This window comes from Halodurantibacterium flavum, assembly GCF_042681825.1.
GTDB lineage: Bacteria > Pseudomonadota > Alphaproteobacteria > Rhodobacterales > Rhodobacteraceae > Halodurantibacterium > Halodurantibacterium flavum.
The window spans coordinates 371872-398251 of record NZ_JBHUGH010000003.1; the positions used below are offsets into that span (position 1 = coordinate 371872).

Below are 26380 nucleotides of genomic sequence, written 5' to 3' on the forward strand. Positions count from 1 at the left end.
CTTTCCTTTGCCGGCGATCCGCGCAACTGTCCCGCGCATGAGTCCCGATACCCTCCGACCCCGTTTCTGGGAACGCCTGCCGCTGAGCAAGCTGAACGCCGCCGAGTGGGAGGCGCTTTGCGACGGCTGCGGCAAATGCTGTCTCAACAAGCTCGAGGATGCCGATACGGGCGAGATCGCCTTTACCCGGATCGGCTGCCGTTTGCTGGACGATGCGACCTGCCGCTGCGCGCAGTATGAGCAGCGCAAGCAGTTCGTGCCGGAATGTGTCGTCCTGACGCCCAGGAACATCGGCGAAATCGCTTATTGGATGCCCCGCACCTGCGCCTATCGGCTGCTGCACGAAGGGCGCCCGCTGCCCGACTGGCATCCCCTGCTGACGGGCGATCCCGAAAGCGTCCATGCGGCCGGCATGTCCGTCCGCGGGCGCACCGTGCCGGAATTCGAGATCGCCGAAGAAGACTGGGAAGATTACATAATTGATGAGGAGCCCTGATGTTCTTTGCCTCTGACAACAGTTCGCCCGCCGCCCCCGAAGTGCTGGAGGCCATCGCCCGCGCGAACGAGGGCTATGCGATGCCCTATGGCAACGACCCCATCATGGAGCGTGTGCGCAGCCGCATCCGCGAGATATTCGAGGCGCCCGAGGCCGCCGTTTACCTGGTGGCCACCGGGACTGCGGCGAACTCGCTTGCGCTGGCGATCTTCAACCCGCCCTGGGGCAGCGTCTATTGCCACCGCAACGCCCATATCGAGGAAGACGAATGCGGGGCGCCCGAATTCTACATGGGGGGCGGCAAGCTGGTTCTGCTGGACGGCGACCATGCGCGGATGACGCCCGAGGGGCTGGAAAAGGCCATCGGCTTTACCGGCCGCGCAGGCGTTCACAACCTGCAAAAAGGGATGCTGTCGCTGACCAACGCGACCGAGAACGGCACGATCTACCGCCCGGGGGATGTGGCGCGGCTTACGGCCATTGCGCGCGCGCATGGGCTGCCCAGCCACATGGACGGCGCCCGGTTTGCCAATGCCGTCGTCTCGGCCGGATGCACCCCGGCCGAGATGACGTGGAAGGCCGGGATCGACGTCCTGTCCTTTGGCGGCACCAAGAACGGGCTGATGGGGGTCGAGGCAGTGGTGATATTCGACCCCGCCAAGGCATGGGAATTCGAGTTGCGGCGCAAACGGGGCGGGCATCTCTTTTCCAAGCACCGCTACCTTTCGGCACAGATGGAGGCCTATGTGACCGATGACCTCTGGCTGCGGCTTGCGGGTCAGGCGAACCGGGCAGCGGCGCGCCTGTCGCAGGGTATCCTGAGCGTTCCGGGGGCAAGCCTCGTTCACCCGACCGAGGCGAATGCCGTCTTTGCAAGCTGGCCGCGCGGTGGGCACCGCAAGGCGCAGGAGGCAGGCGCGGCCTATTACTTCTGGCCCTTCAACCAGTCGCTGGACGGCCCCGACCATGAACCGCTTTCGGCGCGTCTGGTGTGCAGCTGGTCCACGACCGATCAGGACGTGGACCGCTTCCTGGAGCTGATCCGGGGCTAGAGCTTGCCGGAGAGATGGGCGTCAAGATCGGCAAGCCGGTCTTGACCCCAGAACTTTTCGTCCCCCACGACGTAAAAGGGCGCGCCAAAAACACCTGCCGCCACGGCCTCTTCAAGGTTCGTGGCATAGGTCTCGGCCGCCATCAGCAGCCCGCGATCGGCGATCCCCGGGTCGAACCCCGCCGCCGCCAGAACGTCGCGGATCACGCTGTCTTCGGCAATGTCGCGCCCTTCGGCCCAGCAGGCCCGCCCGAACCCATGGACCAGCGCGCCCAGATCACCGCCGCCCGCAGCCTGCGCGGCGATCACCGCATAATTCGACGGCGCGCCATTGGTCGGCCAGAACATCGGTTGCGGGTCGAGCTTCAGCCCGGCCTTGGCGGACTGGCGCCGGAGTTCCTGCAACCGGTAATCCTTGCGGGCCTGATGACGGTCCGCCAGAACCTGCCCGCCCGTCCGCCCGAAAAGCGCCGTCGTATCCACGGGCTTGTAGCGGATGGTTGCCCCATGACGTGCTGCGATCTCCTCCAGCCGCGTCCCGGCAAGATAGACATAGGGCGACAAGGTCGTGAGATAGTAGTCGATATGCGCCATGGCCGCTTCTCCTTGCCGTGCCGAGGTTTGCAAGACCGTAGCCGGGTGATAAGCGGTGTCAACGCCGCGAATCCGTCACAAGCTGCTGCCCAAGGACAAGCCATGCCCGCCATGAACGAACCCAAGCTGATCGCCGGAAATGCCAACCGGACGCTTGCCAATGCCATTGCCCGGCGCATGTCGATGCATCGCGGCATGTCCGTCAGCCTTGTGGACGCGCGGGTCGAACGCTTCAATGACCAGGAGATCTTTGTCGAGGTCTACGAGAACGTGCGCGGCGAGGACATGTTCATCATCCAGCCGACCTCCAACCCGGCCAATGACAACCTGATGGAGCTGCTGATCATCGCGGATGCGCTGCGCCGGTCCTCGGCCGACCGGATCACCGCGGTCATCCCCTATTTCGGCTACGCGCGTCAGGATCGGCGCACCAAGGCCCGCACGCCGATTTCGGCCAAGCTCGTCGCCAATCTTCTGACCGAGGCGGGCATCGAACGTATCCTGACGCTCGACCTGCACGCGGCGCAGATCCAGGGATTTTTCGACATCCCGGTGGACAACCTCTATGCCGCGCCGATCTTTGCGCTGGATGTGGAACACAACTTTCGCGGCCGCCTGCAGGACGTGACCGTCGTTTCCCCCGATGTGGGCGGCGTGGCCCGGGCGCGCGAGCTTGCGAAACGGATCGGTTGCGCGCTGGCCATCGTCGACAAGCGCCGCGAAAAACCCGGCGAGATCGCCGAGATGACCGTGATCGGTGAAGTTCAGGGCAAGACCTGCATCATCGTCGATGACATCTGCGACACCGCCGGCACGCTCTGCAAGGCCGCCGAGGTGCTGATCGAGAACGGCGCGACCGAGGTTCATTCCTACATCACCCACGGCGTCCTGTCCGGCCCCGCGGTGGAACGGATCACCAAATCGGTCATGAAAAGCCTTGTCATCACCGACTCGATCGAACCGACCGAAGCCGTTCGCGCCGCCCCGAACATCCGTATTGTCCCCACGGCCCCGATGTTTGCGCAGGCGATCCTGAACATCTGGAACGGCACCTCGGTCTCGTCGCTCTTCGAGACGGATACGCTCTGGCCGATCTATGAGGGGATGTATTCCCGCTGAGCGCAGGGCGTCGTTGCGGTCATCCCGGCAATGTGACGATGATCGCCCCGCTTCGCGTCGCGACGACCGTATGTTCATATTGCACGACCGGTGCCGCAGGCTCGCTGAAAAGCGTCCATTCATCCTGGGCTCCTGACGTGGCCCAGACCCCGCCCCGTGACAGGAACGGCTCTACCGTCAGCACGAGTCCGGCGTTGATCCGGCGCTTGTCCCTTTTCGTCGGCCAGGTCGGGATTTCCTCGGGCGCTTCATGCAGCGCACGCCCGACCCCGTGGCTGGCGAGGTTCCGGATCAATGTATAGCCCCGCTGCGCGGCAAAACGCCCGATGGCATTTCCAATGCCCGCCAGCGGCCGGCCATGCCCCACCTGTGCGATCCCGATCTGCGTGGCGCGTTGCCCATCCCGGCAAAGCCGGTCAAGGGCGGGGGCCACGGGCCCCACGGTAAAGGTCGCACCCGTGTCGGCAAAATATCCGTCGCGCGAGGCCGAGACGTCGATATTCACCAGGTCCCCCTGCGCGAGCACTCGTTCTCCCGGTATGCCATGGGCGATCTCTTCGTTGACGCTGATGCATGTCGCACCCGGAAAGTCATAGGTTTCCTGAGGCGCTGAAACGGCCCCTTCCCTTTCCAGAAGCTCGTGCCCGATCCCGTCAAGCTCTCGCGTTGTCATGCCCGGCTCCATCGCCGCGGCCATGGACTGCATCGTGTTGGCGACAATCCTGCCGATCCTGCGCAGGCCTTCCAGTTCTTCCTCATGGGTGATCGTCATTGTCGGACCTCTTCAGGGGTGCCACCGACGCAACAAGCAATAGCGCTTTGTCGCACAGGCCTCGTTCCGCCATCTAGTTTATCAATGGCAAATAAAAAAGCCCCGGCGCATCACGCACCGGGGCTTTCCCTGTTCTCAACGTGACTGTCAGACGCCGACGGCCGTCCGAAGAGCGCGGTAGTCCGAGACCAGAAGCTCCGCATCCGCGCGGGCTTCGGGGGCGGCGCGGTCGGCCGCGGCCTGGGCCTCGGCGATCATGCCGTCCATGATTTCGGCCGTGACCTCAGCCACCGGCAAGGCGCGTTCGGCAAGAACCGAGGTCGCCGCCGGGGTGATCTCGGCGAAACCGCCGGTCACCGCATATTCCGCCGTGCCCTCGGTGCTGCGCACGCGCAGGACGCCCGGACGCAGCGTCGCGATGGTCGGCGAATGATCGGGCATTGCCGTCATGTAGCCTTCCGCCGCCGGGATCTGCACCTCGGTCGCCTGGACGGAGGTCAGCCTCCGTTCAGGGGATACGAGGTCGAACTGCATGGTCTTGGCCATGTCTCCCCCCTCAGGCCGCTGCTGCGGCGAGACGCTCGGCCTTGGCGATCACGTCGTCGATGTCGCCGACCATGTAGAAGGCGGCCTCGGGCAGGTGGTCGTATTCGCCGGCCACAACCGCCTTGAACGACGCAATGGTCTTTTCCAGCGGCACCTGAATACCGTCGGCACCGGTAAAGACCTTGGCCACGTCGAAGGGCTGCGACAGGAAGCGCTGGATCTTCCGGGCGCGCGACACGGTCAGCTTGTCCTCTTCCGACAGTTCGTCCATGCCGAGGATGGCGATGATGTCCTGCAGCGACTTGTAACGCTGAAGGATACCCTGAACGTCGCGTGCAACCTGATAGTGCTCTTCGCCCACGATGACCGGATCAAGGATCCGGCTGTTGGAGTCGAGCGGATCGACCGCCGGGTAGATGCCGAGCTCGGAGATTGCGCGCGACAGAACGGTCGTGGCGTCGAGGTGGGCGAACGAGGTGGCCGGTGCGGGGTCGGTAAGGTCGTCGGCCGGGACGTAGATCGCCTGCACCGAGGTGATCGAGCCCGCCTTGGTCGAGGTGATGCGTTCCTGCAGCGCGCCCATGTCGGTGGCCAGCGTCGGCTGGTAGCCCACCGCCGAAGGGATACGACCCAGAAGCGCCGACACCTCGGACCCCGCCTGCGTAAAGCGGAAGATGTTGTCGACGAAGAACAGAACGTCCGTTCCCGACTGGTCGCGGAACTGCTCGGCCAGCGTCAGGCCGGTCAGCGCCACGCGGGCACGTGCCCCCGGAGGCTCGTTCATCTGCCCGTAGACAAGGGCCACCTTGGATTCGCCCAGATTGTCGACGTTGATAACGCCCGACTCGATCATCTCATGGTAAAGGTCGTTGCCCTCACGGGTCCGCTCACCCACGCCCGCGAACACGGAATAGCCCGAGTGCACCTTGGCGATGTTGTTGATGAGTTCCATGATGAGAACGGTCTTGCCCACGCCGGCACCGCCAAAGAGGCCGATCTTGCCGCCCTTGGAATAGGGTGCGAGCAGGTCGATCACCTTGATCCCGGTCACGAGGATTTCGGACTCGGTCGACTGGGCGACGAAATCCGGCGCCTGCTGGTGGATCGCGCGGGTCTCGGTTGCGGCGACGGGGCCTTTTTCGTCGATCGGCTCGCCGATCACGTTCAGGATCCGACCCAGCGTCGCGTCGCCGACCGGAACCGAGATCGGCTCTTCCAGGTCGTTGACCGCGGCGCCGCGGACCAGACCTTCGGTCGAGTCCATGGCGATGGTGCGCACCGTGTTCTCGCCGAGATGCTGCGCCACCTCGAGCACGAGGCGCTTGCCGTTGTTCTCGGTCTCCAGCGCGTTCAGAATGGCCGGAAGCGCGCCCTCGAACTGAACGTCGACGACGGCGCCGATGACCTGCGTGACTTTGCCGACTGATTTGGCCATGTGGATCTCCTGAGTATCCCGTTACGCCACTGCGATGGTGACGTCGATGTTGTTCCGAGTGGCCCGCGAATACGGGCAGATTTCATGGGCGGCCTCGGCCAGCGCCTCGACCTTGGACCGGTCGGCACCGGGCACCGAGACCGTGATCTTGACGCCGAGCATGAAGCTGATGTCGTCCTTGGACAGCGAAACCTCGACCGTCACGCGGGCCCTGGACCCGTCAACGTCATGCTTCTTGCCAAGTGCGAGGACGGCCTGCCCGAAGCAGGACGCCCAGCCCATGGCGAAAAGCTGTTCGGGGTTCATCCCGTCGCCCGAGCCGCCCATCTCCTTGGGCAGGGACATCGCAAAGGCCGCGCCCCCGTTGTCGAGCGCGACCCGTCCGTCACGTCCGCCGCGGGAAGTCGCCGAGACTGTCATCAACTTCTGCATCGTCTATCCCCTCTGTCAGAGCGCCTCGGCACCCGAGATGATTTCGATAAGCTCTTTGGTGATCGCGGCCTGACGCGAGCGGTTGTATTCGATGGTCAGTCGGTCGATCATGTCGCCGGCGTTGCGCGTGGCGTTGTCCATCGCGCTCATGCGGGCGCCCTGTTCGGAGGCCGCGTTTTCCAGCAGCGCGGTGAAGATCTGCGTCGCGACCGCCCGCGGCAGCAGGTCGGCCAAGATCGCCTCTTCGCCCGGCTCATAGTCATAGAGAGCCGAGGCGCCCTGACCTTCGACCGCATCGAACTGCGCCGGGATGATCTGCTGCGCGGTCGGGATCTGGCTGATCACCGACTGGAAGCGGTTGTAGAAGATCGTCGCGACGTCGAATTCGCCCGCGTCGAAGCGCGTCAGAACATCCTGCGCGATCTCATGGGCATTGACATACCCGATCCGCTTGACCTCCGAGAGGTCCACATGGCCGATGAAATACTGCGAGAGATCGCGCTTGATGATCTCGCGCCCCTTCTTGCCGACCGTGAGGATCTTGACCTCTTTGCCCTGCGCCAGAAGTTCCTGGGCACGCAGCCGGGCAAGACGCGCGATCGACGAGTTGAAGGCACCCGCAAGCCCCCGCTCGGCCGTCATGACGACCAGAAGGTGCACCCGGTCCTGCCCCGTCCCGGTCAGAAGCCGGGGTGCGTTGTCGGACTGGCCGACCGAACCCGCAAGCCCGCCCAGAACGGCGTTGATCCGTTCGGCATAGGGGCGCGCGGCCTCGGCGGCTTCCTGGGCGCGGCGGAGCTTTGCCGCCGCGACCATCTGCATCGCCTTCGTGATCTTCCGCGTCGACTTGACGCTTCCGATCCGGTTTTTCAGGTCCTTAAGGCTAGGCATCTACCTTGTCCTCTCGTCCCGCCCTCAGGCGAAGTCTTTCGCGAACTCGTCGAGCGCCGCCTTGATCTTGTCTTCCAGCTCACCCTTCACCTTGCGGTCGTTGAAGGTGATGTCGTCCAGCAGGGCACGGTGGTTGTTGCGCAGGTGGTTCAGCAGCGCCTGCTCGAACCGGCCGACATCCCTGACGGCGATCTTGTCCAGATAGCCCTTGGTGCCGGCATAGATCACGCAGACGATTTCAGCGTTGGTCAGCGGCGAGTATTGCGGCTGCTTCATCAGCTCGGTCAGGCGCGCGCCACGGTTCAGCAGGCGCTGGGTCGAGGCGTCGAGGTCCGAACCGAACTGGGCGAAGGCCGCCATTTCGCGATACTGCGCCAGTTCCAGCTTGACCGGGCCGGCGACCGACTTCATCGCATCCGTCTGGGCCGAAGACCCCACCCGCGAGACCGACAGACCGGTGTTCACGGCCGGGCGGATACCCTGGTAGAAGAGTTCGGTTTCAAGGAAGATCTGGCCGTCGGTGATCGAGATCACGTTGGTCGGGATATAGGCCGACACGTCGCCTGCCTGGGTCTCGATGATCGGCAGCGCGGTCAGCGAGCCTGCGCCGAAATCCTCGTTCAGCTTGGCCGAACGCTCCAGCAGGCGCGAGTGGAGGTAGAACACGTCGCCCGGATAGGCTTCGCGGCCCGGCGGACGGCGCAGCAGCAGCGACATCTGACGGTAGGCGACGGCCTGCTTGGACAGGTCATCATAGATGATCAGCGCGTGGCGGCCGTTGTCGCGGAAATATTCCGCCATCGCGGTCGCCGAATAGGGCGCCAGGAACTGCATCGGCGCCGGGTCCGAGGCGGTCGCGGCCACGACGATCGTGTATTCGATCGCGCCGGTTTCCTCGAGCTTTTTCACCAGCTGCGCCACGGTCGAACGCTTTTGCCCGATCGCGACATAGATGCAGTAGAGTTTCTTGGACTCGTCGTCGCCAGCGGCCTCGTTGTAGGACTTCTGGTTGAGGATCGTGTCCATCGCGATGGCCGACTTGCCGGTCTGGCGGTCGCCGATGATCAGTTCGCGCTGGCCACGGCCTACAGGGATCATCGCGTCCACCGATTTGAGGCCGGTCGCCATCGGCTCATGCACCGATTTCCGCGGGATGATGCCAGGGGCCTTCACGTCGGCCACACGACGCTCGGTCGCGGCGATCGGGCCCTTGCCGTCGATGGGATTGCCGAGACCGTCCACAACCCGACCCAGAAGCGCATCACCGGCGGGGACGTCCACGATCGACTTGGTGCGCTTGACGACGTCACCTTCCTTGATCGAGCGGTCGTCGCCGAAGATCACGATACCGACGTTGTCGACCTCAAGGTTCAGCGCCATGCCGCGGATGCCGCCGGGGAACTCGACCATTTCGCCAGCCTGAACGTTGTCGAGGCCGTGGACCCGGGCGATACCGTCACCGACCGAGAGCACGCGGCCCACTTCGGCGACTTCGGCTTCCTGACCGAAGTTCTTGATCTGCTCCTTGAGGATCGCAGAGATCTCAGCTGCTTGGATACCCATTATCCGACCTCTTTCATGACATTCTGGAGGGCTGCGAGCCGGGAGCGGATCGAGGTATCGATCATCTTCGAGCCCACTTTGACGACGAGACCGCCGATGAGACCTTCATCGACGGTGGTGTGGAGTTTCACGGTCTTGCCGACCGAGGCCGAGAGCGAACTGGCAAGCGCCTCGGACTGCGCGGGCGTCAGCGCCTTGGCCGAGGCCACCTCGGCGGTCACCTCGCCCTTTTCCACGGCGATGCGTTCGCGCAGGGCCGCGACGAACTGCCGCAGCACGAAAAGGCGCCGCCGTGTCGCCATCAGCGCAAGGGTGTTGCGGCTGAGGGTCGAAAGCCCCATCGCCGCCGCAACCGCATCAACCGCCTTGCCCTGATCGGCGCGGCTGTAGACCGGCGATGCAATCAGTTCGCGGAAATCCGGGCTGTCGGCCAATGCAGCCGACAGGGCCTCGGCATCGTTCTCGATTGCGGAAATCTGGTTCGCTTCTTTGGCCAGCTCAAAGAGGGCCGTGGCATAGCGCAGAGCGATGCCGGAGGAAATCGAAGCTGGTTCGGACACGTCCACCCTTTCGATGTCTTCGCCCGTGCGCCCCTTGTGGACGGCACAAGCCTGCCAATAGAGGATGCGGTCGCATCCACCCGAATTGCGCGTGGGTGTAGCAGAGGTGTGCACCCCTCGCAACTGCGGAGCACACGCCTTATTCACCATTTGATGGCTAAATGCTGCGGCAACATCGCGCCAGTCACGGTTCCGTGCTCTCGCCGGCCCAACCGGCCGCGAAGGTGATTCTGCACTGCGGCGCGCGATGACGGCGTGGGCGGGATCACGCGGGCTGGTGGCCCGGCTGCGGCAGCGCGTCCAGAACCCGCAGCGGGCGACGCACGGCCGCACGCAAACCGGGGCGGATCGGGGCATGGACCTGCTTTGATGCCTCGACGATCAGCACCCCGCCGGCAAAGCGGGTCGAAAGGCTCAGACCCACCTTTTCCCACATCCGCGCCGTGCGCAGCCAGAACCGCTGCTGCGACGGCGGCAGGTATAGCGCCGCCTGATGACGTTCGGGCACGAATGCGTGGCGCCGCAGCTGCGCATCAAGCTGCCCGAGCGTGTAGGGCCGTCCAAAGCCGAACGGCGTTCCTTCGCGCCGGGACCAGAGCCCGGACCGGTTCGGTACGACGATCAGCGCCCGGCCGCCCGGTCCCAGCGCGCGCCAGCATTCCTCCAGCAGGGCCGAGGGTTGTTCGGATGTTTCCAGCCCGTGCATCAGAATCAGCCGGTCCACGATCCCCGTGGGCAGCGGCCAGTTGGTTTCCTCGCACAGCACCGAGACGTTCGGCATCCCGGCGGGCCAGGCCATCACCCCCTGCGGCCCCGGCATCAGCCCGATGACCCGGCGCGAGACGGACAGATAGGGGCGCAGCAGAGGCACCGCAAAGCCGAAACCCGCAACGGTATGCCCCTTTTGCGGCGGCCAGAGCGTGACGACCTGATCGCGGATGGCCTTCTGCGCCGCCCGGCCAAGGCCGGTGCGATAATAGAAGTTTCGCAGATCGAGCACGTCGAGATGCATTGCCCCCTGCCCCGCTATCGTAAAGACTGGGATCACCATACAAAAGACGAAGGGAAAGACCATGCCGCTGACGCTCGTCACGATCCCCTGCCTCTCGGACAACTATGCCTATCTGCTGCATGATGAGGCAAGCGGCGCCACCGTCGTCGTCGATGTCCCCGAGGCCGCACCCCTCCTCGGGGCGTTGCGGGACCGGGGCTGGGGCGTGGACCTGATCCTGATCACGCATCACCATGACGACCACATTGCCGGAGTGGATGAACTGCGGGCGGCGACCGGGGCAAAGGTCGTGGGGGCGGCGGCGGATGCGCACCGGCTCCCCGCGCTCGACCATGCCGTGACCGAAGGCGACCGGATCGCGTTTGGGGGCGAAGAGGCGCAGGTGATCGACGTTTCCGGCCACACGCTCGGCCATATCGCGTTTTACTTCGCGGCCTCGCGCATCGTCTTTACCGCCGACAGTCTCATGGCGCTTGGCTGCGGGCGCCTCTTCGAAGGGACCGGCGCACAGATGTGGCAAAGCCTCGCAAAGCTCGCCGCGCTGCCGCCCGAGACCCTGGTCTGTTCGGGGCACGAATACACGGCGTCGAATGCACGTTTCGCCCTGACCATTGAACCGGACAATTCCGCGCTTATCTCTCGTGCCGGAGAGGTGGAACGGGCGCGCGCCGAAGGTCGGCCCACTGTTCCGTCGCTCTTGTCGGAAGAACTGGCGACGAATCCCTTCCTGCGCGTGAACGATCCTTTGCTCCGGCGGCACCTCCGGATGGAGGGCGCAAGCGATGCCGAGGTTTTCAGCGAAGTGAGGGCGCGCAAGGACCGCTTCTGACCGATCCGGCCTCACACCGGTGACATAAAATGCGGAGTTGCGTTCACGTTTTCCACATCAGGGACAATTCGGACCCCTGATCTCAAAATATCACTTGAAGCGTGGGAAATATCACCGAACTTTAACTCCATGGGGACACGGTCTGAGGGGGGCTCTTCCCCCTCCTACCCTAAGGAAAGGAGCACGCATCGTGCCATCGTTCTCGAACACACTTGAGCAGGCCATCCACGGCGCCCTGGCGCTCGCCAATGCGCGACGCCACGAACTCGCAACGCTGGAGCATCTGCTTTTGTCGCTGATCGACGAGCCGGACGCCGCCAAGGTGATGCGTGCCTGCGGTGTTCAGCTCGATGACCTGCGCAAGACCCTGGTCGAATTCATCGACGACGATCTTTCGACCCTCGTCACGGATATCGAAGGCTCCGAGGCTGTGCCGACGGCCGCCTTCCAGCGCGTGATCCAGCGCGCGGCGATCCATGTCCAAAGCTCCGGCCGGACCGAGGTTTCGGGGGCCAACGTGCTCGTCGCGATCTTTGCCGAACGGGAATCGAACGCCGCCTATTTCCTGCAGGAACAGGACATGACGCGCTATGATGCGGTGAACTTCATCGCCCATGGCGTGGCCAAGGACCCGAGCTTTGGGGAAACGCGCCCCGTCAGCGGCGCCGAGGAGAGCGAGCAGGTGGCACAGAATGCCTCGACCGCGGAATCGGGAAAGGAATCTGCCCTTTCAAAATACTGCGTGGACCTGAACGCCAAGGCGCGCAAGGGTGAGGTCGATCCCCTGATCGGCCGCCACCATGAGGTGGAACGCTGCATCCAGGTGCTGTGCCGCCGGCGCAAGAACAACCCGCTTCTGGTGGGCGATCCGGGCGTGGGCAAGACGGCGATCGCCGAAGGGCTTGCCTGGAAGATCGTCAAGGGCGAAACTCCGGACGTTCTCGCCTCCTCCACGATCTTTTCGCTCGATATGGGCGCGCTTCTGGCTGGCACCCGGTATCGCGGCGACTTCGAGGAACGTCTCAAGGCCGTCATGAAAGAGATGGAGGATCATCCGGACGCGATCCTCTTCATCGACGAGATCCACACGGTGATCGGTGCCGGCGCGACGTCGGGCGGGGCGATGGACGCTTCGAACCTGCTGAAGCCCGCTTTGCAGGGCGGCAAGCTGCGCTGCATGGGCTCCACCACCTACAAGGAGTTCCGCCAGCACTTCGAAAAGGACCGCGCGCTCAGCCGCCGGTTCCAGAAGATCGACGTGAACGAACCTTCGGTCGAGGATGCGATCAAGATCCTGATGGGCATCAAGCCTTATTTCGAGGAACATCACGACATCCGCTACACCAACGACGCGATCAAGACTGCCGTGGAACTGGCCGCGCGCTACATCCATGACCGCAAGCTGCCCGACAAGGCGATCGACGTGATCGACGAGGCCGGCGCGGCGCAGCATCTGGTCGCGGAGTCCAAGCGCCGCAAGACCATCGGCCCGAAAGAGATCGAGGCCGTCGTGGCCAAGATCGCCCGTATCCCGCCCAAGAACGTGTCCAAGGACGATGCGGAGGTTCTGCGCGATCTGGAAAAATCGCTCAAGCGGGTGGTGTTCGGTCAGGATGCGGCGATCGAGGCGCTGTCTTCGGCGATCAAGCTGGCCCGGGCCGGACTGCGCGAGCCGGAAAAACCCATCGGCAACTACCTTTTCGCCGGCCCGACCGGTGTGGGCAAGACCGAGGTCGCCAAGCAGCTCGCCAATACGCTGGGCGTGGAACTCCTGCGTTTCGACATGTCGGAATATATGGAGAAACACGCGGTCAGCCGTCTGATCGGTGCGCCCCCGGGCTATGTCGGCTTTGACCAGGGCGGGATGCTGACAGACGGGATCGACCAGCACCCGCATTGCGTCCTGCTGCTGGATGAGATCGAGAAGGCACACCCGGATGTCTACAACATCCTGTTGCAGGTGATGGACCACGGCAAGCTGACCGACCATAACGGCCGGCAGGTGGATTTCCGCAACGTGATCCTGATCATGACCTCGAATGCGGGCGCGTCCGAACTTGCCAAGGCGGCGATTGGCTTTGGCCGTGATCGCCGTACGGGTGAGGACACGGCGGCGATCGAACGGACCTTCACGCCGGAGTTCCGCAACAGGCTGGATGCCGTCATCAGCTTCGGCGCCTTGCCGAAAGAGGTGATCCTGCAGGTCGTCGAAAAGTTCGTGCTGCAGCTTGAGGCGCAGTTGCTGGATCGCGGCGTGCATATCGAACTGACGCCTGAAGCCGCCGAGTGGCTGGGTGACAAGGGCTATGATGACAAGATGGGCGCCCGCCCGCTTGGCCGCGTCATTCAGGAACACATCAAGAAGCCGCTGGCCGAAGAACTTCTGTTCGGGCGCCTCGCCAAGGGCGGATTGGTGCGCGTGGGCGTCAAGGACGGTGCCATCGACCTTCAGATTGATGAGCATCGGCCCCGATTGTCAGGCAACAAGCCGCCCCTGCTGACGGCGGAATGACCAAAAAAGCCCGCGCCCCGGCGCGGGCTTTTTCTTATGGGGTGTTTTGCCGTACGCCGCCCCCGCCGGATGTGTCGGACCTCCCTGTGAGAGCCAAGCACCGCCGGCGGGCGCGGGCACGCATCCTTTGCATAGGCTGGCCGGATTTTCACGACCGCCGCCGGAAGGCCACGCCGGTCGATAGCGCCCAGCACCAACGGAGGGTCGAGGTTCTGTCTTCGCGCGGCGATGAACGGGCACCGCGAATTCGCCCTCAGACCGCGATCAAACACACGCCTGCGAGCGCGGACTCGATGCTACCGAGCAACCATTTCGGCTTTCCCGCGTGTTGGTGATGCGGGCCAGGATCGCTCCTGTCCGGGACGCCAAGGTCGCGCCCCTCCCAGCAATCACCGTTCCGTAAGCTTCAGCTCGATCCGCCGGTTCTGGGCGCGCGCCTGTGCGTTGGTGTTCGGGACCACAGGTCGGTATTCCCCAAAGCCCGTCGCGGCAAGCCGTTGCGGCGGGAAGCCGAGCGCATCCGTCATGTAGCGCACGACCGACAGTGCCCGCCCCTGACTCAGTTCCCAGTTGTCTCGGAACTCCCCGGCGCCGGAAAGCGGCAGATCATCGGTATGGCCATCGACACGGATGATCCAGTCGATCTCGGACGGGATGTCATCCGCGATCTCGGACAGGATATCGACCACCCGCGCGATCTGGTCGCGCCCCTCGGGGGCCAGATTGGCCGAGCCGAGCTCGAAAAGAACCTCGGACGAAAAGACGAACCTGTCGCCCACCACCCGGACGCCTTCGCGACCATCCAGCACGTCCCGCAGCTTGCCGAAGAAGTCGGAACGGAACCGCTCCAGTTGCCGCGCCTCTTCCTCCAGACGCAACCGCTCGGCCTCTTCCAGCTCCAGCCGGCGTCGTTGCTCTTGCGCGACCTGCGCCAAGGCGGTGTTGAGCTGCCCGCCCAAGGCCTCGATCTGCACCTGCGAGGCCTCATCCCGCGCCACCGCGTCATCCAGCACCCCCTGAAGCGAGGCGAGCTGGGCGCGTAGCGCCGTGACCTGCTGGTTCAGCGCCGCCATACGACGCTGGTTTTCCGCCGATTGCGCCTGTTCCTGCGCGAGCGTTTCGTTTGCGATCCGCAACAGCGCCGCCTGCCGCTGCGCCTCGGTCAGTTCCTGCTCCGCGCTCTCCTCGGCCTCTTGACGGGCCGCCTCGGCCGCAGCGAGCAGGGTCAGCGTCTCTTCGGCTTCGCGGCGCTGTTCTTCCAGTGCGAGCGTCATGGCGGTCAGCTCGGCCTCGGATGCAGCCAGCCTTTCGCGCAATGCCTGGGCTGCGGCAGATTCCGCCAGACGCGCCGCCTCTTCGTCGGAAAGCTGTTCCGCCAGACCATCCGCCCGCGCCTGCATCTCGGCCAGCATCGCCTCGATAGCCGCGCGCTGTGCCGCGGCCAGCCGGGCGGCCTCGGTCTCGGCGTCGAGTTCTTCCTGCGTCCGGGCCAGAAGCGCCTGCAGCGCCTCCTGCTCGCTCAGCGCGGTGTCGCGCTGGGACAGCAGCGTCGCGACCTGCGCCTCGAACGCGGTGATCTGCGCCGCACGTTCGTCCAGCGCACCGCGCAGGCGCTGCGCCTCTTGCCGTTCAAGGCCGAGCGCATTCGCCAGATCGGAGAGTTGCAGCGACAGGCTGTCAAGCTCGCTTCCCTGGGTGGCGATGGTTTCGCGCAGGACGAACTGGACGATCATGAAGATCGACAGCACGAACATCAGCACCATGAGAAGCGCGGTCATCGCATCGACAAAGCCGGGCCAGATCGCGCCCGAAAACCGCTGTCCGCCGCGTCGGACCAGCGCCATGGTCAGTTCCCTTCGGCGTCGGGCGCGAAGCGCGCCGTGGTGCGGGACAACTGGCGGACGGATTTCGTGAGGACCGAGATATCGCTGCGCAGGTCGGCAACGGTTTCCTGCCGCCCCGCCGCCATTTCCTCATAGATCCGCAGCAGTTGCACGTCGATCGACCGCAGGCGCATCCGGGCTTCGGCGTCCATGCCATCTGCGCCGCCGCCCTCGGCGATCGCGCGGATCAGGCGGTCCTGCCCCTCGGCCACCCGTTCCAGCGCCGCGACCCCGCCGCCGCCGGCCTCCATCTGACGGCTCAGCCCCTCGATGGCCGACGCGAGCATGGTGAGCTTGCCCTCCAGCTCGCTGCGGCTGGCATGGGATTCCGCATGGATGGTCTGCAGGATGTCGATCTGTTCCGCCATGTTGTCGATCACCCCGGCGAGTGCGGCCTGATCGACGCCCTCGCCCTCGGTCCCGGCAAGGCTGAGCCGGGTGATGGTGGACAGCCATTCCTCCAGTTCCCGATAGAAACGGTTCTGGCCATGCCCGGCAAAGAGTTCGAGCAGCCCGACCACAAGCGATCCCGCAAGACCCAGCAGGGACGAGGAAAAGGCCGTCCCCATCCCGCCCAACTGCGATTCAAGCCCGGTCATCAGCCGGTCGAAGACGGCGATCCCGCTATCCTCCGGCCCCGGCGAAAGCGAGCGGATCGTCTCGACCACCGCGGGCACGGTGGTCGCAAGGCCATAGAACGTGCCCAGGAGCCCGAGGAAGATAAGGAGGTTGACGATGTAGCGCGTGATGTCGCGCAATTCCTCGATGCGGGTCGCGACGCTGTCGAGGATTGACCGCGCCGAGGTCGCCGAGATCTGCCGCCTTGCCCCGCGCGAGCGCAAAAGCGCCGCCAGCGGCGCCAGCAGCGTCGGCGCCCGGGTCAGTTGATGCCCCGGACGTTCCGCCGCAAACCCCTCGATCCAGTTTACCGAGGAAATCAGCGTCAGGACCTGCCAGAAACAGGTCGCGACGCCCAGCAGGAATACGAAAAAGATGAAGCCGTTCAGCCAGACATTGGCCAGGAATACGGACGACACCTGCGGATAGGCCAGATAGGCGCCGGTGCAGGTCAGCGCCACCACGATCAGCATCATGACGATCTGTCGGACCGGCTGCGAGAAATACGGCTCGGCCTGCTTCATCATGAGTTTGTCCATCTGGACGTTCCTGCCCCTTCACTTTGCCCCGACAATAGGCGGGACGGTTCCCCCTGCCAACCGACAATCGCGACAGTCAGGTGCTGCGCTGCGGCGTCGGGGGCGAAATCTGGTCCACCCGCCGCGAAAGCAGGCGCAGTTCATCGTCCGCGATGCCAAGTTCCTCCAGATGCTCAACCGTGTTCTTCAGGTATTCGCGGTTCGGCCCCCTGCCCCCATGGGCGCGGGCGATGATGTCGGCCTGAACGCCCAGGTCGAGCCCGCCGCAATATTGCGGATGCGCCGTGTCGACGACATAGGCGACCGCATCGACGCGGCGCCCGTCACGCAAGGTGACAGGCAGAACCTCTTCCAGATAGGCCGAGGAGATCAGTTCGCGTTCGCGCAGATAGTCCATCGTCGCCTCTGCCTGCTGGGGCGCGACGCCAAAAACGACCCCGTCGCAACCGGCGCCGTGCATGGGTTCCAGCGCAAGTACAAGCCCCGGTTCATCGGGCGTGCCCCGGTGATGGATCGAGCGCATGCAAAAGCTGCGCCTGTATCCCGACAGCCGCGCCAGATGACGCTCGGCCCACAGAAAGCCGGGATTCCAGATAAGCGAGCCATAGCCGAAGACCCAGAGCATGTCCGCATACCTCGCTCATGTGACTGGTCCTTGTCCTGCTGTGGCTATAAATACAGGCCGCGCAAACAGAAAGGTCCCCGATGCGGATTCTCCCTGCCATTCTCGTGATGCTCGCCCTTCTTTGGGGGGGATACTGGTTCTTCGGCGCCTCGCGCGCGGAACGTCTGGCCGAGGACTGGTTCGCGACGGCGCCCGCGCGAGGGCTCGATGCGCAGAACGGGGGGATTGCGGTCCAGGGGTTCCCGAACCGTTTCGACCTGACGATCGACACGCCGGATATCATGGACCGTGCCACGGGCATCGGTTGGCGCGCGCCGTTCCTGCAGGTCTTTGCGCTCAGCTACCGGCCGCATCACGTCATCGTCACCTGGCCCGACCGTCAGGACCTGACGCTTGGCGCCGAAACCTATGCGATCACGAGCGACCGGATGCAGGCAAGCGCGGTGTTCGAGCCGCTGAACCAGCGCCTGAACCGCGCGACCTGGGTCGCAGAAGGGCTGCGGGCCGAAAGCGATATGCGCCTGATCGAGGTGGGTTCGGCGCAGCTTTCGACGCGGATCATGGCGGCAGAGGCGAACACGCACGAAGTCTCGCTGCAGGCGCGCGGATTGCGGCTCGCGCCGCTTCCGCCGGCGCTCTCGGGGGATGAGGGGACGCTTGTCTTCGACGGGCTGGTGCAGATGGCGGGGCCGCGCCCGGGCGAGATTTCGGTGCGCAACCTCAGCCTCCGCTGGGGCGAGGTCGAGGTGCGGGGGCAGGGCGCGATCACTGTCGGGCAGACCGGGCTGCTTTCGGGGCGGCTCGAGTTGCGCACCGACAACTGGCGCGAAATGCTCGCGCTCGCGGTCGAGGCGGGGCTGATCGACCCGGAGGTCGCGCCGACCTGGGAAAACGCGATGGGAATGCTCGCCCGCATGTCGGGTGAACCGCAGACCCTTCAGGCCCCACTTTCGTTCAACAATGGCATGATGAGCCTTGGTCCGCTGCCGCTCGGCCCCGCGCCGCGGTTCTGAGCCACGCCTCTGAGGCGAGGTCCCGACCGTCAGCGGCAATAGGGCCCGTTGCGATGGGCAGCGGTGTCGTAATGCAGATGATCCTCATGCATCCCGTCCGAACCGGGGCCGAGCGTCGTGCCGAAGATACCGCAGCCCGACCGGTGGATCTGTCGCAACATCGCGCTGTGCTGGCGGCTGCGCCAGCCTTGCAGGATGTTCACCGTATCACCGTTCGCCAGCCGGAAGCCGGAAATGTCGATCGCCTTGCCGCGCCCGTGTTCCGAGATCGCAGCGCCGCGGCGGTTATTGCGCGGCCGGCAGACATAGTGGCCCGCGACCTGCAACTGCACGACCCCGCCCCCCGTACGCCCGACGGCCGGCTTGACCCCGCGCTGAACCCAGGTGTTGAGCGCCCGCGCCGTCGTGCAATCGACGATCGCGGGCTGTGACAGACGAACGCCATCCACAGCCGTCACGCGGACGGGTTCCGGCACGCCGCAGCCGCGCACGTTGGAGGTGATGGGCGCGATCGTCTGCCCCTCGATCCCGGGGACGCCGCAAAGACCAGTGCCCTGCCGTCCGATGATCGCCTCGGGCAGGGGCTGGCTGCGCACGGCGGCGGAAACGACCTGATAGACCTCGGGCGACACCGATTGACGGGCAGCAGCGGCGGGCCTGCGCGGCGGGCGCGGGGATGCGGCAAGACCGGCAATTGCAATTGCCGCAGTCTCGGCGGCAGTCGCGCCACCCGGCGCAGCAGGCGTGGTGATCGCACCCGGGCGCGCCATGGGACGCAGCGCAATCGGCCCGGCAATGGCCACCGTCGCAGCGGCGGCCGACATGAAGGGCATGGGGCGGATGTCAGGGGCGGCTGCGGTTTCCGGCACCTCCCGCAATTGGGGGCGCGGCGATGTCTCTGGCGCCTCTGCCCCTGCTACCTGCGCAAAAGCGCCTAGCAGGATCGCCGGAACCAGAAGAAATCGCCTCATGAACCTACCTTTATCCTGCCGAAGTCTGGCGCGGCCGTATCCTGACCGGCCTCGATGATACCCCGACGTATTGCCCTTGTCCTGGTAAAATATTCATGAAGATGCGCGCCGTCCCCCGTCCGGATGGCCCTTTGCAGCGCAAAAAGTTCTTCCGTGAACCGGCCCAGGATCTCCAGCGTCGCCTCCTTGTTGGTCAGGAACACGTCGCGCCACATCGTCGGATCGGAGGCCGCGATACGGGTGAAGTCCCTGAAACCAGCGGCAGAATACTTGATGACCTCGCTGTCCGTCACGCGCCGCAGATCGTCGGCCACACCGACCATCGTATAGGCGATCAGGTGCGGCGTGTGGCTTGTGACCGCCAACACGAGATCGTGATGGGCCGCGTCCATTTCCTCGACATTGGACCCCATTTCCTCCCACAGGCGGCGCAGACGCGCGACCGCCTCGGGGGCGGTGCCCTCGACCGGAACCAGCAGGCACCAGCGGTTCTCGAAGAGGGTTGCGAAACCGGACCGGGGGCCGGAATGCTCGGTTCCGGCGAGCGGGTGGCCGGGGATGAAATGCACGCCTTCGGGGACGTGCGGGCCGACCGCCTCGATTACCGCCTGCTTGACCGAGCCCACATCGGTAAGCGTCGCGCCGGGCCGCAGATGAGGGGCGATTTCGGCGGCAACCTCGCCCATCGCGCCCACGGGCACGCATAGAACCACCAGGTCGGCACCCTGAACGGCCTCGGCCGCTGTCTCATACACCCGGTCGCAAAGGCCGATTTCAGCCGCGATGCGGCGTGTCTCGGCGCTGCGGGCGTGGCCGGTGATCTCGGCCGCGAGCCCCTTGGCCCGCATCGCATGGGACATAGAGGACGCGATCAGCCCCAGGCCGATCAGCGCCACCCGTTCATAGATCGCCGCCATCAGCGCCGCCCCTTGAACTGGCCGATGCAATGGGCGACCCGGCGGCAGGACGCCTCATCCCCCACGGTGATGCGCAGGCAATGCGGCAGCTTGTAGCTGCCGACGCGCCGGACGATGATACCGTTCGACCGCAGGAAGGCGTCGCAGGCCTCGGCCTCACCGGCATCGTGGAACCGCGCCAGCACGAAATTCGCCATCGAGATATCGCAGGGCACGCCATGTTCGGCCAGCGCCTCGGCCAGCCAGATCCGCAGACGGGCGTTCTCGGCGCGGCATTTGGCGACATAATCCTGGTCGCGCACGGCGGCCTCGGCGACTTCCAGCTGCGTGGTCGAGAGGTTGAACGGCCCCCGGATGCGGTTCAGCACGTCGATCACATGGCGCGGACCATAGCCCCAGCCAATCCGCAGCCCCCCCAGCCCGTAGATCTTGGAAAACGTCCGCGTCATGAAGACATTGGACCGGCTTCCCACGACCGAGGCCCCGCCGTCATATCCCTCCACATATTCAGCATAGGCGCCGTCCAGCACCAGAAGCGCCTGCGGCGGCAGCGCGTCGGCAAGGCGCGCAATCTCGTTCCCGCCGATCATCGTGCCGGTAGGGTTGTTCGGGTTGGCGATGAAGACGAGCCTCGTGCGTTCGCTGCAACCCGCCAGGATCGCATCGACATCGGTGACGCGTTCGGACTCGGAAACCTCGACCGGCGTGGCACCGGCCGCAAGGGCCGAGATGCGGTACATCAGGAAACCATGCTCGGTGAAGAGCACCTCATCCCCCGGCCCGGCATAGGCCTGACAGAGAAAGGTGATGATCTCGTCCGAACCTACGCCACAGATGATGCGGTCGGGGTCGAGCCCGTGAACCTCGCCGATGGCGCGGCGCAGGCTGCCGTGATCGGTGTTCGGATAGCGGTGGAGGGTATGCGCGGTCCGGCGGAACGCCTCGATCGCGCGGTCGCCGGGGCCAAAGGGGTTTTCGTTCGAAGACAGCTTTACCACATCCGCCACGCCGTCCACATGGCTCTGACCGCCTTCGTAAAGGGCAATGTCGAGGATGCCGGGCTGCGGTCGGATCATGTCGCTCATGGTGCTACTCCGATTATTCCGCGCCGGTTCTAGCCGGGAGGGGCGGTCTTTGCCAGCGACATCTTGCCGGTCCGGAACAGCAAAAGGCCCGCCTTGGGGGGCGGGCCTTTGAAAACGCGGTGACGCCGGTCAGCGCGAATAGAATTCGACGACCAGGTTCGGTTCCATCTGCACCGGATAGGGCACATCCGACAGGCCCGGGGTGCGCACGAAGGTCGCGGTCATCTTGGAATGATCGGCCTCAATGTAGTCGGGCACGTCACGCTCGGCCAGGGCCACGGCCTCAAGCACGATGGCAAGCTGGCGGGACCGGTCGCGCACGGCGATCACGTCGCCTTCCTTGACGCGATAGGACCCGATGTTCACGCGCTTGCCGTTCACCGTGACATGGCCATGGTTCACGAACTGACGCGCGGCCCAGATGGTCGGCACGAACTTGGCGCGGTAGACGACCGCATCCAGACGACGCTCCAGCAGACCGATGAGGTTCTCGCTGGTGTCGCCCTTGATCCGGCCAGCTTCGGCATAGATGCGGCGGAACTGCTTTTCGGTCAGGTCGCCATAGTAGCCCTTGAGCTTCTGCTTGGCGCGCAGCTGGGTACCGAAGTCCGACAGCTTGTTCTTGCGGCGCTGGCCGTGCTGGCCGGGGCCGTATTCACGCTTGTTCACCGGCGACTTGGGACGGCCCCAGATGTTTTCGCCCATGCGGCGGTCGATCTTGTACTTGGCAGACGTGCGTTTCGTCACGGCTGATCTCCTTCGTTCATGTGAAGGGCGTTGTCCTCTGCATCGGGCCCGGGGCCTTCTGCCGACAGGCATCCCCTTGCGGGGGCCACCAACACCAAAACCGGGAACGATTCCCCGGAACGGGCGGCTTATATACCGCCCGGCCCCGGAGTCAACGTCAGACGTCCAGTTCCTCGACGAAACGAGCGTTTTCCTGGATGTACTGGAACCGCATCTCGGGCCGCTTGCCCATCAGACGCTCGACCAGATCGCCGGTCTCGCCGGGTTCGTCGTCGTCTATGCTGACGCGGATCAGCTTGCGCGTCGACGGGTTCATGGTCGTCTCGCGCAGGTCCTTGGCGTCCATCTCGCCCAGCCCCTTGAAGCGGCTGACGTCGATCTTGCCGCGCCCGCCAAGCCCCTTGGCCAGATGGATGTTCTTTTCGACCTCATCGAGCGCATAGACCCGGTGCGCGCCCTGCGTCAGCCGGAACAGCGGCGGGCAGGCGAGATACAGGTGCCCCTTGTCGATCATCGGGCGCATGTAGGTGTAGAAGAACGTCATCAGCAGCGCCGCGATATGGGCCCCGTCGACATCGGCGTCGGTCATGATGATGACCTTTTCATAGCGCAGGTCGTCGATGTTGAACTTGGTGCCCAGCCCGACGCCCAATGCCTGGCAGAGATCGTTGATCTCGCTGTTCTGGCCCAGCTTGGAACTGGCGGCGCCCAGCACGTTCAGGATCTTGCCCCGCAACGGCAGCAGGGCCTGCGTCTTGCGTTCGCGCGCCATCTTGGCGCTGCCGCCGGCGCTGTCCCCTTCGACGATGAAAAGCTCGGTCCCCTCGCGACCCGTTGCGGAACAATCCACCAGCTTGCCGGGCAGGCGCAGCTTCTTCGTCGCTGTCTTGCGCTGCGTTTCCTTTTCGGCCCGGCGCCGCAGCCGCTCCTCGGCCCGCAGGACAAGGTAATCGAGGATCGCCCCGGCCGCCTTGGTGTTTCCCGCCAGCCAGTTGTCGAAATGGTCGCGCACCGCGCCCTCGACCAGCCGCGCGGCCTCGGTCGTGGCAAGGCGGTCCTTGGTCTGACCGACAAATTCCGGCTCGGCGATAAAGCAGGAGACGAGCGCGCATCCCCCGGCCAGCATGTCGTCCCGGGTGATCTGCGCCGCCTTGCGGTTGTTCACCAACTCGCCATAGGCCCGGATGCCCTTGAGGATCGCGGCCCAGAACCCCTGTTCATGGGTGCCGCCCTCGGGCGTAGGCACGGTGTTGCAGTAGGACTGGATGAAGCCGTCGCGGGCGGGCGTCCAGTTGATCGCCCATTCGACATAGCCGGTGACGCCGAACTTTTCCATGAAGCCGACCCGGCCGGCGAAAGGAATGTCGGCATAGGCCGCGTTGCCCTGCAACTGTTCGTTCAGATAATCCGCAAGCCCGCCGGGGAAATGGAACGTCGCCTCGCGCGGGGTTTCGCCGTCGTCGATGGCGGATTTCCAGCGGATTTCCACCCCCGAGAACAGATAGGCCTTGGACCGCACCATCTTGATCAGCCGCGCGGGCTTGAACCGGTGATGACCAAAGATCTGTTCGTCGGCGTGGAAGGTGACGCTCGTGCCGCGCCGGTTGGGGGCAGGTCCGACCTTTTGCACCGGCCCTTGCGGGATGCCGCGCGAAAACTCCTGCACGAAAAGTTCGCGGTTGCGTGCGACCTCGACCCGCAGATGATCCGACAGCGCGTTCACGACCGAGGCACCGACCCCATGCAGACCGCCCGAGGTCTGATAGGCCTTGCCCGAAAACTTGCCCCCCGCGTGAAGGATGCAGAAAATCACTTCGAGCGCGGATTTCCCCGGGAATTTCGGATGCGGGTCGATCGGCATCCCGCGGCCGTTGTCCCGGACAGTGATCGAGTAGTCGGCGTGCAGTTCCACCTCGATCCGGTTCGCATGGCCCGCGACGGCCTCATCCATCGAGTTGTCGAGGATCTCGGCCACCAGATGGTGAAGCGCGCGTTCATCGGTTCCGCCAATATACATGCCGGGACGTTTGCGGACGGGCTCCAGCCCCTCCAGCACCTCGATGGAAGAGGCGTCATAGCTCTGGTCGGCCTGCGGGCCAAGAAGGTCGTCAGCGGGCATCGGCTCTCGATTCAGGGTTCTGCTCTGCGTTCTGGTTGAGGGGGCAATAGACCACCCCCGGCGGCGCGGTTCAAGCGATGCCTGACGCCACGACGACAGAGCCTGCCTCAAGCCGCACCACCCTGTCCATACGCGCGGCAAGATCAAGGTTATGGGTCGCGATCAGCGCAGACAGCCCCGTCTCGCGCACAAGGTCCATCAGTGCGCCGAAAACCTGATCCGATGTCGCGGGGTCCAGGTTGCCCGTCGGTTCGTCCGCCAGCAAAAGACGGGGGCCATTGGCGAGCGCACGGCAAAAGGCAACGCGCTGCTGTTCGCCCCCCGAAAGCGCCGCCGGGCGATGACCGCCCCGGTGCCCGACGCCCACCCGCGCCAGAAGCGTCTGCGCACGCTCTGCCGCATCCCGGCGGGGGACGCCGTTCGCCAGTTGGGGCAGGACGATGTTTTCGAGCGCCGAGAATTCGGGCAGCAGGTGATGGAACTGATAGATGAAGCCGATATCCTGACGACGCAGCTCGGTGCGGCGCGCATCCGAAAGGCCGGCCGTTTCCTGTCCGGCGATTGCAACCTGGCCCCGATCCGCGGTGTCGAGCAACCCGGCGATATGCAAAAGCGTCGACTTGCCCGCCCCCGAAGGCGCGACAAGGGCCACAACCTCTCCGCGCGAGACAGACAGGTCGATCCCGCGCAGGACCTGCACCTCACCGGGCTGGCCCTTGTTATAGGTCTTTTCGATCCCCCGGAGGTTCAGCACCGCATCATTCATAGCGCAGGGCCTCGACCGGGTTCATGCGTGCCGCGCGCCGCGCCGGAAAGATGGTGATGACAAACGAGAGGCCAAGCGACAGGGCCACCGCCCGGAAGACGTCCCATCCGCGCAGTTCGGCCGGCAGCGCATAGATCCCCCGGATCGCCGGGTCCCAGACACCGCCGCCCATGACATAGTTCACAAAGGCGAAGATCGGGTCGATATAGATCGCGAACAGGCAGCCGAGGATCACCCCGGCCAGCGTCCCGATCATGCCCACCGACGCGCCGCAGATGAAGAAGACCCGCAGGACGGAACCCTCGGACAGGCCCATCGTGCGCAGGATGCCGATGTCGCGGCCCTTGTTCTTGACCAGCATGATGAGGCCCGAGACGATGTTCATCGCCGCGATCAGCACAAGGATCGAGAGGATGACGAACATCACGTTGTCCTCGACCTCCAATGCTCGCAGGAAGCCCCCCGCGCTGTCGCGCCACGTCCAGAAATAGGCACCCTCGCCACCGGCCCGCATCAGGTCCGGGATCATCTGGTCGACGGCCTCGGGGGTCTCGACCATGATCTCCAGCTCATCGACATAGCCTTCGCGGTTGAAATATTCCTGCGCGGGCTCAAGCGGCATGTAGATGCGGGTGCGGTCGATGTCATAGCGCCCGGCGCTGAAGATATAGACGACCTCATAGGCATTGACCCGCGGACTGGGGCCGAAGGCGGTGCGCACCCCGTCGGGCGAGATCAGCCTGACCCGGTCGCCAAGCGCGATGCCAAGCTCGCGCGCGATGCCTGCGCCGATGGCGATCCCTTCATCGAACCGCGCCAGGTCGCCCTGCGCCGTTTCAGAATTGGCGATCGCCGGGATGGTCGCAAGGTCCGCCGCCGCGATGCCCAGCACCTCGGCCCCGCCATTGCGGCCCTGCTGGGCCACCATGACCTGTCCGCGCACGATCGGCGCCACGCGCGTCACGCCCGGCACCTGCGCGACCGAGGCCGCGCGTTCCTCGTAATCCGCGATCAGGCGCGTCGTCTGATCCGTCCCGGGGATCTGCGTCGTGGCGTAAAGCGTCACATGGGCATTGGCGCCAAGGATCGTGCCGACGAATTCGGTCCGGAACCCGGACCGCACCGCAAGTGTCGCGATCAGCGCAAACACCGCGAGCGCAATGCCGATCAGGCTGATCCAGGTCATCACGCTGACGCCACCCTCGGCCCGCCGGGCGCGCAGGTAGCGCCAGGCGATCATCCATTCGAAGCCGGCAAATGGGGCAGTGCGACGGGCCATGCGCGA

The 26380-nt window shown here is 65.0% G+C and carries 25 protein-coding genes; 6 read left to right on the forward strand and 19 right to left on the reverse strand.

Annotated elements, in window-relative coordinates; translation table 11 throughout:
* The first annotated feature begins 37 nt into the window (after positions 1–37).
* Positions 38–496 (forward strand): YcgN family cysteine cluster protein, encoded by a 459-nt coding sequence (locus ACFSGJ_RS05625; RefSeq protein ID WP_390260010.1) that lies wholly within the window; start codon positions 38–40, stop codon positions 494–496.
* Positions 496–1548: a threonine aldolase family protein gene (locus tag ACFSGJ_RS05630; RefSeq protein WP_390260011.1), complete on the forward strand. Its 1053-nt coding sequence runs from the start codon at positions 496–498 to the stop codon at positions 1546–1548. Before ACFSGJ_RS05625 ends, ACFSGJ_RS05630 begins: the two co-directional genes overlap by 1 nt.
* Here ACFSGJ_RS05630 and ACFSGJ_RS05635 read toward each other — a convergent pair.
* Positions 1545–2141, reverse strand: a complete 597-nt coding sequence (locus tag ACFSGJ_RS05635; protein WP_390260012.1) for a 2-hydroxychromene-2-carboxylate isomerase — start codon at positions 2139–2141, stop codon at positions 1545–1547. The two genes, ACFSGJ_RS05630 and ACFSGJ_RS05635, sit on opposite strands and share 4 nt — an antisense overlap.
* A 102-nt stretch (positions 2142–2243) precedes the next feature.
* Between ACFSGJ_RS05635 and ACFSGJ_RS05640 the strand changes: the two genes are divergently transcribed.
* The gene (locus ACFSGJ_RS05640; RefSeq protein ID WP_390260013.1) at positions 2244–3260 is read left to right on the forward strand and encodes a ribose-phosphate pyrophosphokinase; all 1017 of its coding nucleotides are present in this window, start codon (positions 2244–2246) and stop codon (positions 3258–3260) included.
* A 19-nt stretch (positions 3261–3279) separates the two neighbouring features.
* On the opposite strand, the gene map is transcribed toward ACFSGJ_RS05640, so the two are convergent.
* The 8 genes from map to ACFSGJ_RS05680 form a co-directional block, all read right to left on the reverse strand.
* The gene (gene map / locus ACFSGJ_RS05645; protein WP_390260014.1) at positions 3280–4032 is read right to left on the reverse strand and encodes a type I methionyl aminopeptidase; all 753 of its coding nucleotides are present in this window, start codon (positions 4030–4032) and stop codon (positions 3280–3282) included.
* Between the two features lie 147 nt (positions 4033–4179).
* A complete protein-coding gene (locus ACFSGJ_RS05650; RefSeq protein ID WP_390260015.1) occupies positions 4180–4578 on the reverse strand; it encodes a F0F1 ATP synthase subunit epsilon in 399 nt (132 codons plus the stop codon).
* Positions 4579–4588: 10 nt separating this feature from the next.
* A complete protein-coding gene (atpD, locus tag ACFSGJ_RS05655) occupies positions 4589–6013 on the reverse strand; it encodes a F0F1 ATP synthase subunit beta (RefSeq protein WP_390260016.1) in 1425 nt (474 codons plus the stop codon).
* Positions 6014–6034: 21 nt separating this feature from the next.
* The gene (locus ACFSGJ_RS05660) at positions 6035–6445 is read right to left on the reverse strand and encodes an organic hydroperoxide resistance protein (RefSeq protein ID WP_390260017.1); all 411 of its coding nucleotides are present in this window, start codon (positions 6443–6445) and stop codon (positions 6035–6037) included.
* Positions 6446–6460: 15 nt separating this feature from the next.
* Positions 6461–7336: a F0F1 ATP synthase subunit gamma gene (locus ACFSGJ_RS05665; protein WP_390260018.1), complete on the reverse strand. Its 876-nt coding sequence runs from the start codon at positions 7334–7336 to the stop codon at positions 6461–6463.
* A gap of 24 nt (positions 7337–7360) precedes the next feature.
* Complete coding sequence (gene atpA / locus ACFSGJ_RS05670; RefSeq protein WP_390260019.1) at positions 7361–8899, reverse strand: F0F1 ATP synthase subunit alpha; 1539 nt, start codon at positions 8897–8899, stop codon at positions 7361–7363.
* Entirely contained in the window at positions 8899–9459 is a 561-nt protein-coding gene (locus tag ACFSGJ_RS05675; RefSeq protein WP_390260020.1) for a F0F1 ATP synthase subunit delta, read from the reverse strand. Before ACFSGJ_RS05675 ends, atpA begins: the two co-directional genes overlap by 1 nt.
* Before the next feature lie 265 nt (positions 9460–9724).
* Complete coding sequence (locus ACFSGJ_RS05680) at positions 9725–10471, reverse strand: class I SAM-dependent methyltransferase (protein ID WP_390260131.1); 747 nt, start codon at positions 10469–10471, stop codon at positions 9725–9727.
* A gap of 61 nt (positions 10472–10532) precedes the next feature.
* On the opposite strand from ACFSGJ_RS05680, the gene gloB reads away from it, so the two are divergent.
* Both gloB and clpA read left to right on the forward strand, forming a co-directional pair.
* Positions 10533–11300, forward strand: coding sequence for a hydroxyacylglutathione hydrolase (gene gloB, locus ACFSGJ_RS05685; protein ID WP_390260021.1), 768 nt, complete (start codon positions 10533–10535; stop codon positions 11298–11300).
* Between the two features lie 190 nt (positions 11301–11490).
* Positions 11491–13812, forward strand: coding sequence for an ATP-dependent Clp protease ATP-binding subunit ClpA (clpA, locus tag ACFSGJ_RS05690; protein ID WP_390260022.1), 2322 nt, complete (start codon positions 11491–11493; stop codon positions 13810–13812).
* Positions 13813–14201: 389 nt separating this feature from the next.
* Here clpA and ACFSGJ_RS05695 read toward each other — a convergent pair whose 3' ends face one another.
* The 3 genes from ACFSGJ_RS05695 to ACFSGJ_RS05705 all read right to left on the reverse strand — a co-directional run bounded on the left by ACFSGJ_RS05695 (position 14202) and on the right by ACFSGJ_RS05705 (position 17477).
* On the reverse strand, positions 14202–15656 hold the full coding sequence (locus ACFSGJ_RS05695) for a peptidoglycan -binding protein (RefSeq protein WP_390260023.1): 1455 nt from the start codon (positions 15654–15656) through the stop codon (positions 14202–14204).
* A gap of 2 nt (positions 15657–15658) precedes the next feature.
* A complete protein-coding gene (locus ACFSGJ_RS05700) occupies positions 15659–16852 on the reverse strand; it encodes a biopolymer transporter ExbB (protein WP_390260024.1) in 1194 nt (397 codons plus the stop codon).
* 76 nt (positions 16853–16928) lie between these two features.
* Positions 16929–17477 (reverse strand): gamma-glutamylcyclotransferase, encoded by a 549-nt coding sequence (locus ACFSGJ_RS05705; RefSeq protein WP_390260025.1) that lies wholly within the window; start codon positions 17475–17477, stop codon positions 16929–16931.
* Positions 17478–17557: 80 nt separating this feature from the next.
* Here ACFSGJ_RS05705 and ACFSGJ_RS05710 point away from each other — a divergent pair, with 80 nt between their 5' ends.
* Positions 17558–18490, forward strand: a complete 933-nt coding sequence (locus tag ACFSGJ_RS05710; protein WP_390260026.1) for a DUF2125 domain-containing protein — start codon at positions 17558–17560, stop codon at positions 18488–18490.
* 29 nt (positions 18491–18519) lie between these two features.
* Here the strand turns inward: ACFSGJ_RS05710 and ACFSGJ_RS05715 are convergent, their stop codons facing one another.
* The 7 genes from ACFSGJ_RS05715 to ACFSGJ_RS05745 all read right to left on the reverse strand — a co-directional run bounded on the left by ACFSGJ_RS05715 (position 18520) and on the right by ACFSGJ_RS05745 (position 26374).
* A complete protein-coding gene (locus ACFSGJ_RS05715) occupies positions 18520–19461 on the reverse strand; it encodes an extensin-like domain-containing protein (protein WP_390260027.1) in 942 nt (313 codons plus the stop codon).
* Entirely contained in the window at positions 19458–20378 is a 921-nt protein-coding gene (locus ACFSGJ_RS05720; RefSeq protein ID WP_390260028.1) for a prephenate/arogenate dehydrogenase family protein, read from the reverse strand. The genes ACFSGJ_RS05715 and ACFSGJ_RS05720 overlap by 4 nt, the downstream gene beginning before the upstream one ends.
* The gene (gene hisC, locus ACFSGJ_RS05725) at positions 20378–21463 is read right to left on the reverse strand and encodes a histidinol-phosphate transaminase (RefSeq protein ID WP_390260029.1); all 1086 of its coding nucleotides are present in this window, start codon (positions 21461–21463) and stop codon (positions 20378–20380) included. The genes ACFSGJ_RS05720 and hisC overlap by 1 nt, the downstream gene beginning before the upstream one ends.
* Before the next feature lie 129 nt (positions 21464–21592).
* Entirely contained in the window at positions 21593–22210 is a 618-nt protein-coding gene (gene rpsD, locus ACFSGJ_RS05730) for a 30S ribosomal protein S4 (protein WP_390260030.1), read from the reverse strand.
* 157 nt (positions 22211–22367) lie between these two features.
* Positions 22368–24329 carry a DNA topoisomerase IV subunit B gene (gene parE / locus ACFSGJ_RS05735; protein WP_390260031.1) on the reverse strand — a complete coding sequence of 654 codons (1962 nt, stop codon included), beginning with the start codon at positions 24327–24329 and terminating at the stop codon, positions 22368–22370.
* 70 nt (positions 24330–24399) lie between these two features.
* A complete protein-coding gene (locus tag ACFSGJ_RS05740; protein WP_390260032.1) occupies positions 24400–25095 on the reverse strand; it encodes an ABC transporter ATP-binding protein in 696 nt (231 codons plus the stop codon).
* Positions 25088–26374: a lipoprotein-releasing ABC transporter permease subunit gene (locus tag ACFSGJ_RS05745; RefSeq protein WP_390260033.1), complete on the reverse strand. Its 1287-nt coding sequence runs from the start codon at positions 26372–26374 to the stop codon at positions 25088–25090. Before ACFSGJ_RS05745 ends, ACFSGJ_RS05740 begins: the two co-directional genes overlap by 8 nt.
* Positions 26375–26380 lie beyond the last annotated feature (6 nt).

Excerpts from the sequence above, each read along its gene's own strand:
- ACFSGJ_RS05715 (WP_390260027.1), bottom strand. The coding sequence starts at position 19,461 with ATGAGGCGATTTCTTCTGGTTCCGGCGATCCTGCTAGGCGCTTTTGCG.
- ACFSGJ_RS05695 (WP_390260023.1), bottom strand. The coding sequence starts at position 15,656 with ATGGCGCTGGTCCGACGCGGCGGACAGCGGTTTTCGGGCGCGATCTGG.
- ACFSGJ_RS05745 (WP_390260033.1), bottom strand. The coding sequence starts at position 26,374 with ATGGCCCGTCGCACTGCCCCATTTGCCGGCTTCGAATGGATGATCGCC.
- map (WP_390260014.1), bottom strand. The coding sequence starts at position 4,032 with ATGACGATCACCCATGAGGAAGAACTGGAAGGCCTGCGCAGGATCGGC.
- ACFSGJ_RS05640 (WP_390260013.1), top strand. The coding sequence starts at position 2,244 with ATGCCCGCCATGAACGAACCCAAGCTGATCGCCGGAAATGCCAACCGG.
- parE (WP_390260031.1), bottom strand. The coding sequence starts at position 24,329 with ATGCCCGCTGACGACCTTCTTGGCCCGCAGGCCGACCAGAGCTATGAC.
- hisC (WP_390260029.1), bottom strand. The coding sequence starts at position 21,463 with ATGAGCGACATGATCCGACCGCAGCCCGGCATCCTCGACATTGCCCTT.
- ACFSGJ_RS05720 (WP_390260028.1), bottom strand. The coding sequence starts at position 20,378 with ATGGCGGCGATCTATGAACGGGTGGCGCTGATCGGCCTGGGGCTGATC.
- ACFSGJ_RS05635 (WP_390260012.1), bottom strand. The coding sequence starts at position 2,141 with ATGGCGCATATCGACTACTATCTCACGACCTTGTCGCCCTATGTCTAT.
- ACFSGJ_RS05650 (WP_390260015.1), bottom strand. The coding sequence starts at position 4,578 with ATGGCCAAGACCATGCAGTTCGACCTCGTATCCCCTGAACGGAGGCTG.
- ACFSGJ_RS05710 (WP_390260026.1), top strand. The coding sequence starts at position 17,558 with ATGCGGATTCTCCCTGCCATTCTCGTGATGCTCGCCCTTCTTTGGGGG.
- ACFSGJ_RS05680 (WP_390260131.1), bottom strand. The coding sequence starts at position 10,471 with ATGCATCTCGACGTGCTCGATCTGCGAAACTTCTATTATCGCACCGGC.
- ACFSGJ_RS05665 (WP_390260018.1), bottom strand. The coding sequence starts at position 7,336 with ATGCCTAGCCTTAAGGACCTGAAAAACCGGATCGGAAGCGTCAAGTCG.
- atpD (WP_390260016.1), bottom strand. The coding sequence starts at position 6,013 with ATGGCCAAATCAGTCGGCAAAGTCACGCAGGTCATCGGCGCCGTCGTC.
- ACFSGJ_RS05660 (WP_390260017.1), bottom strand. The coding sequence starts at position 6,445 with ATGCAGAAGTTGATGACAGTCTCGGCGACTTCCCGCGGCGGACGTGAC.
- ACFSGJ_RS05625 (WP_390260010.1), top strand. The coding sequence starts at position 38 with ATGAGTCCCGATACCCTCCGACCCCGTTTCTGGGAACGCCTGCCGCTG.
- ACFSGJ_RS05630 (WP_390260011.1), top strand. The coding sequence starts at position 496 with ATGTTCTTTGCCTCTGACAACAGTTCGCCCGCCGCCCCCGAAGTGCTG.
- ACFSGJ_RS05705 (WP_390260025.1), bottom strand. The coding sequence starts at position 17,477 with ATGCTCTGGGTCTTCGGCTATGGCTCGCTTATCTGGAATCCCGGCTTT.
- gloB (WP_390260021.1), top strand. The coding sequence starts at position 10,533 with ATGCCGCTGACGCTCGTCACGATCCCCTGCCTCTCGGACAACTATGCC.
- atpA (WP_390260019.1), bottom strand. The coding sequence starts at position 8,899 with ATGGGTATCCAAGCAGCTGAGATCTCTGCGATCCTCAAGGAGCAGATC.
- ACFSGJ_RS05740 (WP_390260032.1), bottom strand. The coding sequence starts at position 25,095 with ATGAATGATGCGGTGCTGAACCTCCGGGGGATCGAAAAGACCTATAAC.
- ACFSGJ_RS05700 (WP_390260024.1), bottom strand. The coding sequence starts at position 16,852 with ATGGACAAACTCATGATGAAGCAGGCCGAGCCGTATTTCTCGCAGCCG.